The following is a 13505-nucleotide window of genomic DNA, read 5'->3' on the forward strand; positions in this document are numbered from 1 at the left end:
GCTGCGAGCCTTCCGGCGGCTCCGGCACGAATTCAGATCGCCCGGCGTTGCCGGCCAGCGATGAGACCGTAAACAAACAGCACGATGATCGCGCCGACCACCGCACCGATCAGGCCTGCCCCTTCGCCAGGGCGATACCAGCCCAGCGCTTGGCCGAGGTAGGAGGCGACGAAGGCGCCGACGATGCCGAGGATGGTCGTCAGGATGAAGCCGGAAGGTTCATTGTCGCCCGGCATGACGAACTTGGCGATCACGCCGGCGAGGAAGCCGATGATGATGGTCCAGATAAGGCTCATGTGTATACCTCTTCTGAGTTGAGCCGTGCAGCTATGCCTCGGGCAGGCGCCCATCCGGCGTGTATTTGTCGATTGCGGAAGGAAGCTCACGGGAGAGCCGCGTGACGATCTCGTCTTGAGAAAGCCCGGTCTGCTGTGCGAGCTTCTCCAGCACGTCGCTGCCGATGGCTTGTTTGAGCTCCGGCGAGGAGATCTCCTTGTTGGGCCCGGGCTTCACCCACGAATCCGCTACCTCGCCCTGCCCATTTTGGTTGAACCTCTCCAAAAGTTCGCCAATGCCGCCATTGAGCAGGCCGCCGATTCCGCCGGCGCCGAGCACGCCGCCCAGATTGCCGAGCACGCCCCCAAGCGGCTGCTGAGCGTCCGCGGACGAGCCGCCGCTCGCCCCTTTCAGCAGCTCAGCCAATTTGTCGCGGTTCTGATATCCGGCAATGGCCAGCATCGCCAGAAGTGCAGTCATGGAAGGCATTCCGCGGCTCATCGGCAGCTCCTTCAAAACGTCAGAAACACAAAACTGTTTAAGCCCGCTTGTGTTCCCAAATAGGCGAATCGTCGGACTCGCGACCAAGCGTCCCAGCTTGGTCGATTGACACAGAGCCCTTGCGCCCACGTCCCCGTTCGTCGACATGACCGTACGCACCGGGTGGCGGACCGCGTCGATTGCGATTACGATCCGATCAAAAGAATGGCCGGGATCGGCTCGAGCTTCCAGGCGCGGGAGAAACGAGCCGGCCTATACTTCGGGCGGGATCGTCATGACCGGGGACCGGGCAGGGGACTATCGGATTCTGCATGAGGCGGCCCTGCGGGACTATCTCGCGGGCTTGTCGGACCTTGGGGCGATCCTTGGCGGCGATCCCGCCGCGTGGTCGATCAACGAGGTCGGCGACGGCAACCTCAATCTCGTCTTCATCGTGAAGGGCGCGAGTGGCGGCGTCGCCGTGAAGCAGGCGCTGCCCTATGTCCGCCTGGTCGGCGAGAGCTGGCCGTTGCCGCTGTCGCGGGCCTATTACGAATATCTGGCTCTGTCCCGCCAGGCCGAGCTCGCGCCCGGTCTCGTGCCGGCGCTGCTGCACCACAACGAAGCGCTGGCGCTGACGGTGATGGAGCTGCTCGAGCCCCACATCATCATGCGCAAGGGGCTGGTCGCGGGCACGCAATATCCGCGCTTCGCCAGCGACATCACCACCTTCATGGCGCGGACCCTGTTCTTCACCTCCGATCTCGCGCTCTCCGCCGCCGAGAAGAAGCAGGGCATCGCCGCCTTCGCCGGCAACCACGCGCTGTGCAAGATCACCGAGGATCTGATCTTCACCGATCCCTACCGCATCGCCGAGCAGAACCGCTGGACCGCGCCTTATCTCGACGGTCTGGCCGCTGACTTGCGCGCGGACATGGACCTGCATGTCGCGATCTCCCGGCTGAAGCTGAAATTCATGGCAAGCCCGGAGGCGTTGATCCATGGCGATCTCCACACCGGATCGATCATGGTGACCGACAGCCAGACGCGGGTGATCGACCCGGAATTCGCCTTCTACGGCCCGATGGGATTCGACGTCGGCGCGGTGCTGGCGAACCTGCTGATGGCCTATTTCGCCTCGGCGGGTCACGAGGGCTTGCCGGGCGAGCGGCGGGCGTTCGAGGCCTGGGTGCTGGAGACGGTCGAGAACGTCTGGAACGAGTTCGCCCGCAAATTCCTCGAGCTCTGGCGCGCGGGCGCGGCGGGCGATGCCTATCCGGTCTCGCTCTTCGCCGGCGAGCAGGGCGCCGCGCGGCTGGAGGCCGAACGGCTGGCCTACATGCAGCGGCTGTTCGCCGACACGGTCGGCTTCGCCGCCGCAAAGACCATCCGCCGCGTCGTCGGCCTGGCCCACAACATCGATTTCGAGCTGATCGAGGATCCGCAGAGGCGGGCGGTCAGCGAGGCGCGCGCGGTGCGGCTGGCAAGCGCGATGATGGTGGAGACGGCGGCATTTCCCGCCATCGCCGACGTCACCGCTGCCGCGCGGAAGCTGCGGGACTGGCGGCCGGAGTTCTAGGCCGCGTCCTCGCAAATCGCGGGGGCCCAAGTGCAACGCGCGCATATGTCAACCGCTTCAAGGCGCTTGCATTCGACGTGCCGCGAATGGTCAACTCACTGATCGGAACGCGCCTGCATCGTCGGAGGGACCATGAAGTTCAGGATGATTGCGATCGTCGCCGGTTTGGGACTGGCGCTTGCCGCCACGGCGGAGGCCCAGACACCGCGCAAGGGCGGAACCATCCGCATGACCGCGCCCTACGGCTCGAGTTTCACCAGTCTGGACATTCACACCACCCAGCGGGCCCAGGACGAGATCTACGCCAAGGGCCTGCACCGCTCGCTCTACATCTGGAATTCCGCGGAAGGAAAACCGGTGCTGGAGCTTGCCAAGGAGGACGTCGTTTCCGGCGGTGGCCTCGTTCACACCTTCAAGCTGCGCGACGACGCCTATTTCCACAACGGCCGCAAGATGACGGCCGACGACGTCATCTGGTCCTACAACCGCATCATGGACGGCACCAAGGCCTATCCCGGCGCGCGTTATGTCCGGGTGATCGAGGGCGCGGCTGCGGTCGAGAAGGGCCAGGCCAAGGAGATTTCCGGCCTGAAAAAGATCGACGACTTCACCGTCGAGATCAAGCTGACCGAGAAAGTGGACCCAGGTTTCTACCTCTGGAACGCACTGACCTCGATCTATCCCGCCGACGAAGCCGCCAAGGAGAGCTTTCTCCAGAAGCCGATCGGTCTCGGTCCGTTCAAATTCGTCGAGCACGTGCCGGGATCGCGCATTGTGCTGGAGCGGTGGGACCGGTTCTACAAGCCCGGCAAGCCGTACGCCGACAAGATCATTGTGTCCGTCATGGGCGAGGCCGCGGCACGCGACGTCGCCTTCCGCAACAAGGAGATCGACACCTCGGTGCTCGGCCCCGCGCAATATGTCGCCTATCAGAACGATGCCGACCTCAAGGGCACCGTCGTCGAAGTCGCCGAGGTCTTCACCCGCTACATGGGGATGAATCCCGCGTTCAAGCCGTTCGCCGATAAACGCGTCCGGCAGGCGATCAACTACGCGATCGACACCGACCTGATCATCAACAAGCTGGTCAAGGGCAAGGCCTATCGCGCCACCGGATGGCTGCCGCTGACCTCGCCCGCCTACGACAAGGCCATGAAGCCCTACGCCTTCGATCCCGCCAAGGCCAAGCAGCTGCTCGCGGAGGCCGGCTATCCCCAAGGCTTCGAATTCGAATGGACCACCAGCCAGAATGAAAGCTGGGGCTTGCCGATCGTCTCGGCCGTCATCCCGATGCTCGACAAGGTCGGCATCAAGGCCAAGGTCAAGCAGGTCGAGACCGCGGTGCTGGCGGAGGTGGTGCGCAGCGGCGACTACCAGGCCTTCATCTATTCCCAGGCGACCGGCCCGGATCCCCAGGCCGCGCTCAAATGCTTCCACTCGGCGACGCCGCAATCGGCCTGCAACTACATGAACTACAGGAATGCCGAGTTCGACAAGCTGATCGACGAGGCCGGTCAGGCCGACGACCCCGCGAAGCGTACTCAACTGCTGCAGAGGGCTAATGCGCTGCTCTATGAGGAGGCGCCGGTCTGGTTCTTCAACTACAACAAGGCGGTCATGGCCGTGCAGCCCTGGCTCAAGGGGATTCAGCTGAACGCGACCGAGCTGACCCATCAGAATGTCGAGGACCTCTGGGTCGACGAGACCTCGCCCGCGAAGTGATGCGCGCTGTCGCGCTCCCTCCATCGCGACCAGCGCTGGAGGGAGAGAGGAAAAGTGACGATGCTCTCCTTCCTGTTCCGCCGGCTCCTGCAAACCATTCCGACCGTGCTCGCCGTCGTAGCTCTGGTGTTCGTGCTGTTCAGCGTCGTTCCCGGCAGCATCGTCTCGTCCATGAGCGACGATGCCGATCCCCAGGTCGAGTTGCGCATGAAGAAGCAGCTCGGCCTCGACGATCCCGTCTATGTCCGCTTCGGCACCTACATCGCCAAGCTCGCCACCGGCGATTTCGGGACCTCGTTCCGGACCCGCGAGCCTGTTACGACCATGATCGCCAAACGTATGTGGCCGACGCTGCAACTCATCGTCGCCGCCATGGCGCTTTCCGTCGTGATCGGTGTTCCCTTGGGTTTCATCGCCGCGCTGAAGCCCGGCGGCATTGTTGATACGCTTGCAATGGTCGTGGCGGTCTCGGGGCTTTCGATCGCCAAATTCTGGCTCGGACTGGTGCTGATGTACTTCTTTGCGTTGAAGCTCGGCTGGCTGCCGAGTTTCGGCTATGGCGACGGCGGACTGAAATATTTGATCCTGCCGGCCGTGACGCTCGGCGTCTCGCCGATGGCGCTGTTCGCCCGGACCACGCGCGCCGCCGTTCTCGAGATCATGACGGCTGATTTCGTCCGCACCGCGCGCTCGAAGGGCATGAGCGAGACCAGGGTCGTGAAGTGGCACGTGATTCGCAACGCGCTCGTCATCATTCTCACCACCGTCGGGCTGCAGTTCGGCGCGCTGATGGGGCAGGCGGTCGTGGTCGAGAAACTGTTCTCCTGGCCGGGCATCGGCTCGCTGCTGGTCGACAGCGTCCTGCAACGCGACATTCCGGCCGTCCAGGGCTCCATTCTCGTGGTGGTGCTGTCCTTTCTCGCGATCAATCTGCTGATCGATTTGCTCTACGGCGTGATCGATCCCAGGATCAGATACGCATGAAGCTCCGCGCCAATCTCATCATCGGCGGCGCGTTGTTCGCGCTTGCGATCCTGGTCGGTCTGCTGGCGCCCTGGCTGGCGCACACCGATCCTGTCCTGGACGCCAATCTCTTGAACGCGGAAGAGCCTCCGAGCTGGACCTGGTGGTTCGGCACCGACGACCAGGGCCGCGACATCTATTCCCGCGTCGTCTACGGCGCCCGCGTCTCGCTGACGGTCGGCATCGTCTCGCAGCTCATCAACAGCGTCATCGGCGTCGCGCTCGGCCTGAGCGCCGGCTATTTCGGCGGCTGGTGGGACGATGTCGTCAACGGGCTCACCAATCTCATGCTTGCGATCCCCTCGCTGATCTTCGCCCTCGCCATCATGGCGGTGTTGGGACCCGGGCTGACCAGCCTGCTGATCGCGCTCGGCTTGACCAACTGGTCCTTCACCTGCCGGATCGCACGGGCCTCGGCGCTGTCGCTCAGGAGCCAGGGCTATGTGCAGGCCGCGACCGTGCTCGGCTATGGCGATCTGCGCATCATGATCACGCAGTTGCTGCCGAACATGCTGGGGCCGATCGTGGTCATCGGGACGCTCGGCATGGGCAGCGCGGTCTTGTCCGAAGCCGCGTTGTCGTTCCTCGGCCTCGGCGTCCGTCCGCCGTTTCCAAGCTGGGGCAGCATGCTGTCGGATGCCCGCGACCAGATCACGACAGCGCCATGGCTCTCGATCTTTCCGGGCCTTGCCATCTTCCTGACGGTGCTCGGCCTCAATCTTCTCGGCGACGGCCTGCGCGACATCCTCGATCCACAATCGCGGAGCCGGCGGACATGACGGCCGCGCCGCTGATCGAAGTGGAGGATTTGCGCATCGATCTCGACGATGGATCGCGGCGCGTTGCGGCGGCCGAGGGCATTTCGTTCCGCATCGATCGCGGCGAGACCTTCGGCCTGGTCGGCGAATCCGGCTGCGGCAAGAGCATCACGGCCCTCGCCTTGATCGGCCTGTTGCGGCCGCCGCTGTCGATCGGTGGCGGCGTCATCCGGTTCGAGGGGCGGGAGATCCAGCATCTTTCGGCGGCCAAACAGCGCCAGCTGCGCGGCAATCGCATCGCCATGATCTTCCAGGAGCCGATGACGGCGCTGAACCCGGTCTCGCCGGTGGGCCGGCAGATCGCCGAGATGTTCGTGCTGCACAAGGGCAAGAGCTGGCGGGAAGCCAACCGGCTGGCAGTCGAGGCACTGGCGAGCGTCCGCGTCCCCGCGCCCGAGCGGCGCGTCAAGGATTACCCGCATCAGCTGTCCGGCGGTATGCGCCAGCGCGTGATGATCGCCATCGCGCTCGCCTGCGGTCCGGATCTTCTGATCGCCGACGAGCCGACCACCGCGCTGGACGTCACCGTGCAGGCCGAGATCATCGAGCTGATGCGCAATCTCTGCGCCGAGCGGGGCACGGCGATCCTGATGATCAGCCACGACCTCGGCCTCGTCGCCAATGTCTGCCGGCGCGTTGCCGTCATGTATGCCGGGCGCATCGTCGAGGAGCGCGGCTCGGCCGATATTTTCCGCGCGCCGGCGCATCCCTATACGCAGGGCCTCGTCGATTCGCTGCCACGGCTCGGCAGCCGCGCCGCGCTTGGCCGCAACCGGCTGAAGGAGATCGCGGGCGTCGTCCCGGCGATCACGAATTTCCCCGATGGCTGCCGGTTTAACCCGCGCTGCGCGCAGGCGACCGAGATCTGCCGGACCGTCGCGCCGGCGACGGATTTGCTGGAGGCGGGCGGCTTGGTGAGGTGTCACCACCATGCATAAGCCGCAAGACAGGCTCGATAAGGCGAGCCGAGACGACGACGTCATTCTCAGCGTCGAGGATCTCGCGGTTCATTTCCCGATGGGCGGCGGCCTGCTGGGCCGCGGCCGGCGGGTTCTCCGCGCCGTGGATGGTGTCGATCTCACCCTGAAGCGCGGCGAATGCCTCGGCCTTGTCGGCGAGTCCGGCTCCGGCAAGTCGACGGTGGCCTTGTCGATCCTCGGCCTGCTGACGCCGACGCGCGGCCGCGTCGTGCTGGACGGGCAGGTCGTGACGAACAGGTCGTCCGGCGATCGCAAGGCCCTGGCCCGCACCGTGCAGATCGTGTTTCAGGACCCTTACGCCTCGCTCAATCCACGCCAGACCGTTCGCCGCACGCTGGAGGATCCCCTGCGCGTGCACGGCGTAACCGCGAAGAGCGAGATCGAGGATCGCGTCGCGACCATGCTGCGGCATGTCGGCCTGCGGCCGGAGCAGGCCGATCGCTACCCGCATGAATTCTCCGGCGGCCAGCGCCAGCGTATCGGCATTGCCCGCGCCCTGATCCTCAACCCCAAAATCGTCATCTGCGACGAGCCGGTGTCGGCGCTCGACGTCTCGATCCGCGCCCAGATCATCAACCTGCTGCTGGAACTGAAGGACACGCTCGGTCTCTCCTACATCATGATCAGCCACGACCTCGGCGTGGTCGAGCACATGAGCGACAAGGTCGCCGTGATGTATCTCGGCCGCATCGTCGAAAACGGCGACTGGCGCGAAATCTTCGAACGTCCCGCGCATCCCTATACGCAGGCCCTGATCGCAGCCATCCCCGATCCGCTGCGCCATGCTCCGCTCGCGACGACAGGGGGCGATCTTCCCAACCCGCTTAATCCGCCGAACGGATGCGCGTTCAGCCCGCGCTGCCGGTATGCCGTGGACGTGTGTCGGAGCGAGCCAGGGCCGGTGCTGGAAACGCGGCCCGATGGACATTCGGTGAGGTGTTGGCGGAGTGAGGAGATTGGTGCAGCGAGCGCCACTCTATCACCGTCACCTTGAGGTGGCCGCTTCGAAGCTCCGGATGAGGTGCATTCGCATTGCTCGCTTCGTCCCCCAGCGATCACGACTTCTCTGTTGCGCCGGAATGGCGCCGTTGCTCAAACTCCTTGAGACAGCGAACTGGTGGTAGCCCGGCGCGACTGTTGATGCGGACTTCGTCAATTCCCGCTACGAGTATGGCAACCTGCTTTTCACTTTTCGCTGACCAAGCGGCGTTCATCGCGGCAATGCGGAGGCAGCGTTCGCACTAGCCAGTTGTGAGTACGGAAACCACTTGCCGGGTCGCTGGCGAGAGCAAGGCCCGAAAAATTCACAGCCACTCTAGCGTTCCTCGCAAAGAGAATGATGGTCTTGTCATGCTCTTCGAAGGGAGCTCGCCTGCGCCCCGTTATGCGTCTGTCGGCGCAGACAACGCAAAATCGGTTGGAGATGAGCGCCAAACATAAGGTCATTTCGACTCTTTCCTCGGTCGGGACTACGGGTTTTGAAGTCCCCAGAGGCTGGTCCGCTCCAGATGCCCATTCTGGATGGCGAGATGGTCGTCTGTTCGCTCCTCTCAGGTTAGCATCAGATCAAGTTTGCTGCGGCGCAGACCTAATCACGGGGACAAGCCCAAGCTCTTCGCGTATCGATATCTCGAGGCGGCGAACATCGTCGGATTCTGTGATGAGTTTCGCGGTGCAAAGTAGTTCGGCCAATGTCGGATCAAATTCCGTTGGCGAGTAGGTCTCCGCTGAACGTTGTCGGGTCAAAGGGGTAGTGTTGAAATTAACCAGCAAGTTTCCGCTCGGGTCGCGGCTGTACCTTATGGATCGCCGGATATACTCGAGGACAGCTTCCTCTTCAGTTTTGGCAGGACGAGCAGGGTGAGCGCCGTCAAGCAGGTAGGCGACAAATTTAATGGCGTCTGCTCGGGTTATCCATCGTTGACCCTCCACGCAGAACACGCGCTGCTTGCAAAAGCTATCAATGCTGAGGTTGACCTTTGCATCTACATCGGCATCAGTTAGTTCGGGGCCGTGGGTTGCTGCAATGGCAAAGATGCGGACGCCGTACACCTGGACGTTGGCCACACAAAACAGCTTGTATGGGTGCTTACGGCCGTAAGAATAGAACTTGGAAAGGTCGAGGGCTTGGAGTCTAAGGCGTCCAATTCGAGGGCTTGCCACCTGCATAAGGGATTTCTCGATCAGATGCTTTCGCAAGATGACGCTCAGCCGCCTCAGCTCTGCCGGGTCTGGCTCCGTTGTCGCGACAATCTTCCGCATATAGCTGAGGTCTTCCAGTAAACCGACTGCGGATTGGCGGGTGGCAACTAGACGGACCTGATCCGCTTGCTGAGGTAATTTGGACATAGCATCAAAACTAATTTGGCCGGCCTCAGATCACAATGGACCTCTACTCCCTCAGGGGGAACTGCCACTGACGCCACAACCGCCATGATGAGATCGTGCTCCTGTTTCGCCCGACCCATCAAACGGGGCCCCGGCAAGGTTATGGATTGCCGGTCGAACCTATCGCCTGATGCCGACCAGACGAGGGCGGCCGCTCGCGAGCGGTTTCTCTGCCGCCAGGCCACTCAGCCAATCACGAAAACTGACGACCTCCAGGCAGTCCGCGGTGCCTTCAGGCGCAATTAGCCAATCGCCCACACCCGATCCCTCGTCGATCCGGTCGCACCGATAGCCCGGATGGTGGCCGAGACCGCGGGCGATCAGCAGGTCGACCTTGCCCTCGACCAGTTCGTGCAGGCCGGCCGGGTGCAGCACCCGCAAGCCGATCTCCGCATGCGTGTTGCGAAACTTCTCCAATTCGAGGCGGCGCAGGTCGAAGCCGCCATGGACTCCCAATTGCAGCCGCACCGCACCTGCCGGTTTCAATTGCGAGGTCGCCTCCGCAATGTGGCGAAAGCCTTCGGAGATGCCGGGTAGATAGGCTTGGCCGGCCGCGGTCAGGATGAGCTGCTTATGCAGCCGCTCGAACAGCTGCACGCCGAGGCGCGCCTCCAGCGCTTTCACCTGCTGTCCGACCGCGGCGGGGGTCACGTGCAGCTCGTGGGCGGCCAGCTTGAAGCTGAGGTGCCGGGCGGCGGCCTCAAAAGCGCGGAGCGCGTTGAGTGGGGGAAGGGCGTAGGTCATGGCGCCGCACTTTGACACTGGCGGGCCGTGGCCTTGCAATAGATTTTCTTGCGCTGAACCGCAGGAATGATGCTTTGCGCCGCGGTGATGCCGCCGGATACGGTCGGGCCGCAATCCGGAGAAACCCCATGCCGCGCCGAATCGATCATCTCGTCATTTGCGTCCACGATCTGGAACAGGCTGCGCTGGATTGGCAGACGCTGGGCTTCAACCTCACGCCGACCGGGGTGCATCCGTTCGGAACGAGCAACCGCCTTGCGCAGTTCGCCGGCAATTTCCTGGAGTTGCTGGCCGTCACCCACGATGCGTTGGTTCCGCCGACCGCGCCGGGCCGCTTCAGCTTCGCGGCCCACAACCGCGATTTTCTTAGTCGCGCCGAAGGGATGTCGTTGCTGGCCTTGCACAGCACCGACGCCCACGCCGATGCAGCGCGCTTCAGGGCCGATGGCATCGGCGCCTCCGCTCCATTCGATTTCGGCCGTGACGCGGTGCTGCCGGACGGCACCACGGCGCGCGTCGCGTTTTCGCTGGCCTTTGCCACCGATCCGGCCATGCCTGGGATCGCGTTCTTCACCTGCCAGCAGCGTCACCCGCCGGAACTGTTCTGGAAGGCGCAGTATCAGCGTCATCCCAACGGCGCCCTCCGTGTGGTCGAAATGGTGATGTCGGCGGCGGAGCCGGCTGCCCATCGCGACTTTCTCGAGCGCCTCACGGAAGGCGCGGCCGAACTTGCGCCCGGGCGGCTGACGATTGGTGAGCGCGGCGATCAGATCACCCTGCTTGGCCCGTCCGAGTTGGCGCGCCGGCTACCGGGCCTCGCGAACAGCGCTTCGCCGCGCTTTTGCGCGGCGCGTCTGGCGGTCGCTGATCTGGATGTGACAAGACGAACGCTGAAACACAACGGCGTCGGTTTCGAGACGACCGGTGCCATGCTGTTGGTACCACCCGCCGCAGCGCATGGTCTGGCGCTGGAATTCGTCGAACAGGAGGCAAACTGACATGGCTCACCTCGTCAGCCACAATCCCGCAACGGTCCACGCTCCCGCCGGCGGCTACTGCATGGGACTTGAATTGACGCAGCATCGCCGCCTGTTGTTCATCAGCGGCCAGGTGCCCGAGCGATCCGATGGCACTGTGCCTGACGGCTTCGAGGCGCAATGCGAGCAGGCCTGGCGCAACGTCAAGGAGGTGCTGGCCGCCGCCGGCCTTGGCGTCGAGCATCTGGTCAAGGTCACCACGTTCCTGACCGACCGCAATCAACTCGTGGCGAACCGTACCATTCGTCGCGCGATGCTCGGAGAACACCAGCCCGCGCTGACGGTCGTGGTCGTCGAGACCGTCGACGGCAAATGGCTGCTGGAGATCGAGGCGATCGCCGCGGAGTGAAACCGGCTTCCGATCTTGCAATGACCCACTCATATCAGGTCTCCAATGGCTGAAAACATCCATCCCTTTTACGAAACGCATCGCGGCGCAATGGAAGCTGCCATGCGCCATCGGCTCCATTTGGCCGAAGCGATGTTGCGCGAGCGCACGCATCTCACTGACATCGACTGGATCAGGCGGGAGGTGATGGACGAATTCAAAATCGTGCTCACCCAGATGCCCTATGTCGGCGGCGCGGCAAGTCGCATGAGCGATTTCTTCATGCGCCTGACGGGTTTCATGGCCATCAGCCGGGTGCTGCGGCGCCACGGCGTGCCGGTGCCCGTGATCGGCGAGATCGAGCGGGACACCTACAAGGCGCAATTGCTGACCGTGCCGGAAGCGGAGCGCCTCGCCTCGGGGCGTCAATTCATGTCGCCGGAGAACCAGGCCCTGCTGCGCGCGCAGGCGGCAGAAAGCGTGACTGAAGGCCATCAGAACGAGTTTCCGGAAGATTTCGTCTACGATTTTGTCGAGCCGGGTCCGAAAGACAGCTTTGAATTCGGCATCAACTACAAGGCCTGCGGCTTCTGCAAGCTCGCGGCGCGCCATGGCGACAAGGAAATCCTGCCGAACATCTGCGGGCTCGATTTCGTTGCCTACGCAGCGCGAGGCATCCGCCTGGAAAGGACACAGACGCTCGCGGGGGGTGCGAGCCATTGCAATTTCCGGTTCTCGCGGCTTCCGGGCGGTGCGAAGGCGGAGAGTTAATCCACGTGCGCTGACTCTGCGAAATAGGTGGTCCTGGATTGTTCACTTGCCGCTACATCGTCATTGCGAGAGGAGCGAAGCAATCCAGAATCCTTCCGCGGCGGCAGTCTGGATTGCTTCGCTGCGCTCGCAATGACCGAGCCTGGGGCGTGGTCCTGAGCCCGCCGACGCCCAGGGCCAATGATGACAACCTACTCCTGTTTTGCCCGATGCGTCAAATGCGAATTCGAAAAATCAGAACATGCGCAGCAAGCCGTTGATTTTGCTGGTCCCGTCTACTGTGCATGGGGTTGTTTTCGCAGTTTTTGTTTTGGAGGGGGCTACTCCACCGCCTTCTCCCTCAGCCGCTGCGCATAGACGTTGATCACCAGCGCCGCCAGCAGGATCAGGCCGCGGATCAGGATCTTCAAAAAACTATCGATGTTGACGTGGTCGAGGCCGTTGTTGAGGACGCCGAGCACGAACAGGCCGACGATGGTGTTGCCGATGCCGCCGCGGCCGCCGAACAGGCTGGTGCCGCCGACCACGACGGCGGCAATGGAGTCGAGCAGGTAGGTGTCGAACTCGTTCTGCTGCGCGCTGCCGAAATGGGCGACGCCGAGCATGCCGCCGATGCCCGAGCACACCGCCGAGATCACCATCACCGCGCCGAGGATGAGCTTGACGTTGAGGCCGGAATATTCGGCCGCCTCGCGGTTGCCGCCGACCATGTAGACGTAGCGGCCGAAGCGCGTGTAGGTCAGCACCAGATGTCCCAAGAGCAGCATGATGGCCGCGACGATGACGATCCAGGGGATGCCGCCGATCGAGCCGGAGCCCAGCGTCGTGATCAGGCCAGGGACCTTGTAGGCGATCTGGCCGCGCACCAGCAGCGCCGAGATGCCGGCCGCGATCTGCATCATCGCCAGCGTCATGATGAAGGAGGGGATGCCGATCACGGTCAGCCCCAGCGCGTTGACGAGCCCAAGCAGCGCGCAGAGCAGGATTGACAGGATGATCGCGACCGCGCCGGGCAGGGGGATGTTGGCGATGTTGACGTAGGAGTCCTGCAGCGTGAAGTAGGCGACCGCGATGCCGGTGACGTTGGCGATGCTGGCGATCGAGAGGTCGATCTCGGCGCACAGGATCACGAAGGTGAGGCCGACCGCGATGATGCCCGTGACCGACACCTGGGTCAGGATGTTGCCGAGATTGTCGAGTGTCGCAAAGGAGGGGCTGGCGAGAGCGAAGAAGCCGGACAGGAAGATCAGCGTCAGGAACGGCGCGATGTTGCGCATCTGCGAGCGCAGGAACGGCGCGAGGCCCCGCGCCCGCGCACCCGCCGCTGGAACTGTTTCACTGCTCGCCATGGTGCTTCTC

The 13505-nt window shown here is 63.5% G+C and carries 14 protein-coding genes; 9 read left to right on the forward strand and 5 right to left on the reverse strand.

The genetic code is table 11. The annotated features are described in order from the left end of the window. Positions 1-32 precede the first annotated feature (32 nt). Positions 33-296 carry a GlsB/YeaQ/YmgE family stress response membrane protein gene (locus QSV46_RS26340; protein ID WP_314958310.1) on the reverse strand — a complete coding sequence of 88 codons (264 nt, stop codon included), beginning with the start codon at positions 294-296 and terminating at the stop codon, positions 33-35. Positions 297-327: 31 nt separating this feature from the next. Beyond that, positions 328-777: a YidB family protein gene (locus QSV46_RS26345; RefSeq protein ID WP_314958312.1), complete on the reverse strand. Its 450-nt coding sequence runs from the start codon at positions 775-777 to the stop codon at positions 328-330. 274 nt (positions 778-1051) lie between these two features. Here QSV46_RS26345 and mtnK point away from each other — a divergent pair, with 274 nt between their 5' ends. The 6 genes from mtnK (at position 1052) to QSV46_RS26375 (ending at position 7872) form a co-directional block, all read left to right on the forward strand. Beyond that, positions 1052-2335 (forward strand): S-methyl-5-thioribose kinase, encoded by a 1284-nt coding sequence (gene mtnK, locus QSV46_RS26350; protein WP_314958313.1) that lies wholly within the window; start codon positions 1052-1054, stop codon positions 2333-2335. A gap of 132 nt (positions 2336-2467) precedes the next feature. Beyond that, positions 2468-4057, forward strand: coding sequence for an ABC transporter substrate-binding protein (locus QSV46_RS26355; protein ID WP_314958315.1), 1590 nt, complete (start codon positions 2468-2470; stop codon positions 4055-4057). 60 nt (positions 4058-4117) lie between these two features. After that, complete coding sequence (locus tag QSV46_RS26360; protein ID WP_314958636.1) at positions 4118-5041, forward strand: ABC transporter permease; 924 nt, start codon at positions 4118-4120, stop codon at positions 5039-5041. Next, on the forward strand, positions 5038-5859 hold the full coding sequence (locus tag QSV46_RS26365; RefSeq protein ID WP_314958317.1) for an ABC transporter permease: 822 nt from the start codon (positions 5038-5040) through the stop codon (positions 5857-5859). Before QSV46_RS26360 ends, QSV46_RS26365 begins: the two co-directional genes overlap by 4 nt. Next, a complete protein-coding gene (locus tag QSV46_RS26370) occupies positions 5856-6836 on the forward strand; it encodes an ABC transporter ATP-binding protein (RefSeq protein WP_314958319.1) in 981 nt (326 codons plus the stop codon). Before QSV46_RS26365 ends, QSV46_RS26370 begins: the two co-directional genes overlap by 4 nt. Further along, entirely contained in the window at positions 6829-7872 is a 1044-nt protein-coding gene (locus QSV46_RS26375) for an oligopeptide/dipeptide ABC transporter ATP-binding protein (protein ID WP_314958321.1), read from the forward strand. The genes QSV46_RS26370 and QSV46_RS26375 overlap by 8 nt, the downstream gene beginning before the upstream one ends. Positions 7873-8444: 572 nt before the next feature. Here the strand turns inward: QSV46_RS26375 and QSV46_RS26380 are convergent. Together QSV46_RS26380 and QSV46_RS26385 are read right to left on the reverse strand one after the other, a co-directional pair. After that, positions 8445-9140 (reverse strand): hypothetical protein, encoded by a 696-nt coding sequence (locus QSV46_RS26380; protein ID WP_314958323.1) that lies wholly within the window; start codon positions 9138-9140, stop codon positions 8445-8447. A 246-nt stretch (positions 9141-9386) separates the two neighbouring features. Next, positions 9387-10010, reverse strand: a complete 624-nt coding sequence (locus QSV46_RS26385; protein WP_314958325.1) for a LysR family transcriptional regulator — start codon at positions 10008-10010, stop codon at positions 9387-9389. A gap of 128 nt (positions 10011-10138) precedes the next feature. On the opposite strand from QSV46_RS26385, the gene QSV46_RS26390 reads away from it, so the two are divergent. The 3 genes from QSV46_RS26390 to QSV46_RS26400 are packed head-to-tail and all read left to right on the forward strand — an operon-like array spanning position 10139 to position 12146. After that, a complete protein-coding gene (locus tag QSV46_RS26390; RefSeq protein WP_314958327.1) occupies positions 10139-11008 on the forward strand; it encodes a VOC family protein in 870 nt (289 codons plus the stop codon). A 1-nt stretch (position 11009) separates the two neighbouring features. Further along, the gene (locus QSV46_RS26395; RefSeq protein WP_314958330.1) at positions 11010-11396 is read left to right on the forward strand and encodes a RidA family protein; all 387 of its coding nucleotides are present in this window, start codon (positions 11010-11012) and stop codon (positions 11394-11396) included. A gap of 45 nt (positions 11397-11441) precedes the next feature. Beyond that, a complete protein-coding gene (locus QSV46_RS26400; RefSeq protein WP_314958332.1) occupies positions 11442-12146 on the forward strand; it encodes an L-2-amino-thiazoline-4-carboxylic acid hydrolase in 705 nt (234 codons plus the stop codon). A gap of 320 nt (positions 12147-12466) precedes the next feature. Here QSV46_RS26400 and QSV46_RS26405 read toward each other — a convergent pair whose 3' ends face one another. After that, positions 12467-13495 (reverse strand): ABC transporter permease, encoded by a 1029-nt coding sequence (locus QSV46_RS26405; RefSeq protein ID WP_314958335.1) that lies wholly within the window; start codon positions 13493-13495, stop codon positions 12467-12469. Positions 13496-13505: the final 10 nt, after the last annotated feature.

This window comes from Bradyrhizobium cosmicum, from assembly GCF_032290525.1.
Taxonomy (GTDB): domain Bacteria; phylum Pseudomonadota; class Alphaproteobacteria; order Rhizobiales; family Xanthobacteraceae; genus Bradyrhizobium; species Bradyrhizobium cosmicum_A.

Excerpts from the sequence above, each read along its gene's own strand:
- QSV46_RS26340 (WP_314958310.1), bottom strand. The coding sequence starts at position 296 with ATGAGCCTTATCTGGACCATCATCATCGGCTTCCTCGCCGGCGTGATC.
- QSV46_RS26345 (WP_314958312.1), bottom strand. The coding sequence starts at position 777 with ATGAGCCGCGGAATGCCTTCCATGACTGCACTTCTGGCGATGCTGGCC.
- mtnK (WP_314958313.1), top strand. The coding sequence starts at position 1,052 with ATGACCGGGGACCGGGCAGGGGACTATCGGATTCTGCATGAGGCGGCC.
- QSV46_RS26355 (WP_314958315.1), top strand. The coding sequence starts at position 2,468 with ATGAAGTTCAGGATGATTGCGATCGTCGCCGGTTTGGGACTGGCGCTT.
- QSV46_RS26360 (WP_314958636.1), top strand. The coding sequence starts at position 4,118 with ATGCTCTCCTTCCTGTTCCGCCGGCTCCTGCAAACCATTCCGACCGTG.
- QSV46_RS26365 (WP_314958317.1), top strand. The coding sequence starts at position 5,038 with ATGAAGCTCCGCGCCAATCTCATCATCGGCGGCGCGTTGTTCGCGCTT.
- QSV46_RS26370 (WP_314958319.1), top strand. The coding sequence starts at position 5,856 with ATGACGGCCGCGCCGCTGATCGAAGTGGAGGATTTGCGCATCGATCTC.
- QSV46_RS26375 (WP_314958321.1), top strand. The coding sequence starts at position 6,829 with ATGCATAAGCCGCAAGACAGGCTCGATAAGGCGAGCCGAGACGACGAC.
- QSV46_RS26380 (WP_314958323.1), bottom strand. The coding sequence starts at position 9,140 with ATGCGGAAGATTGTCGCGACAACGGAGCCAGACCCGGCAGAGCTGAGG.
- QSV46_RS26385 (WP_314958325.1), bottom strand. The coding sequence starts at position 10,010 with ATGACCTACGCCCTTCCCCCACTCAACGCGCTCCGCGCTTTTGAGGCC.
- QSV46_RS26390 (WP_314958327.1), top strand. The coding sequence starts at position 10,139 with ATGCCGCGCCGAATCGATCATCTCGTCATTTGCGTCCACGATCTGGAA.
- QSV46_RS26395 (WP_314958330.1), top strand. The coding sequence starts at position 11,010 with ATGGCTCACCTCGTCAGCCACAATCCCGCAACGGTCCACGCTCCCGCC.
- QSV46_RS26400 (WP_314958332.1), top strand. The coding sequence starts at position 11,442 with ATGGCTGAAAACATCCATCCCTTTTACGAAACGCATCGCGGCGCAATG.
- QSV46_RS26405 (WP_314958335.1), bottom strand. The coding sequence starts at position 13,495 with ATGGCGAGCAGTGAAACAGTTCCAGCGGCGGGTGCGCGGGCGCGGGGC.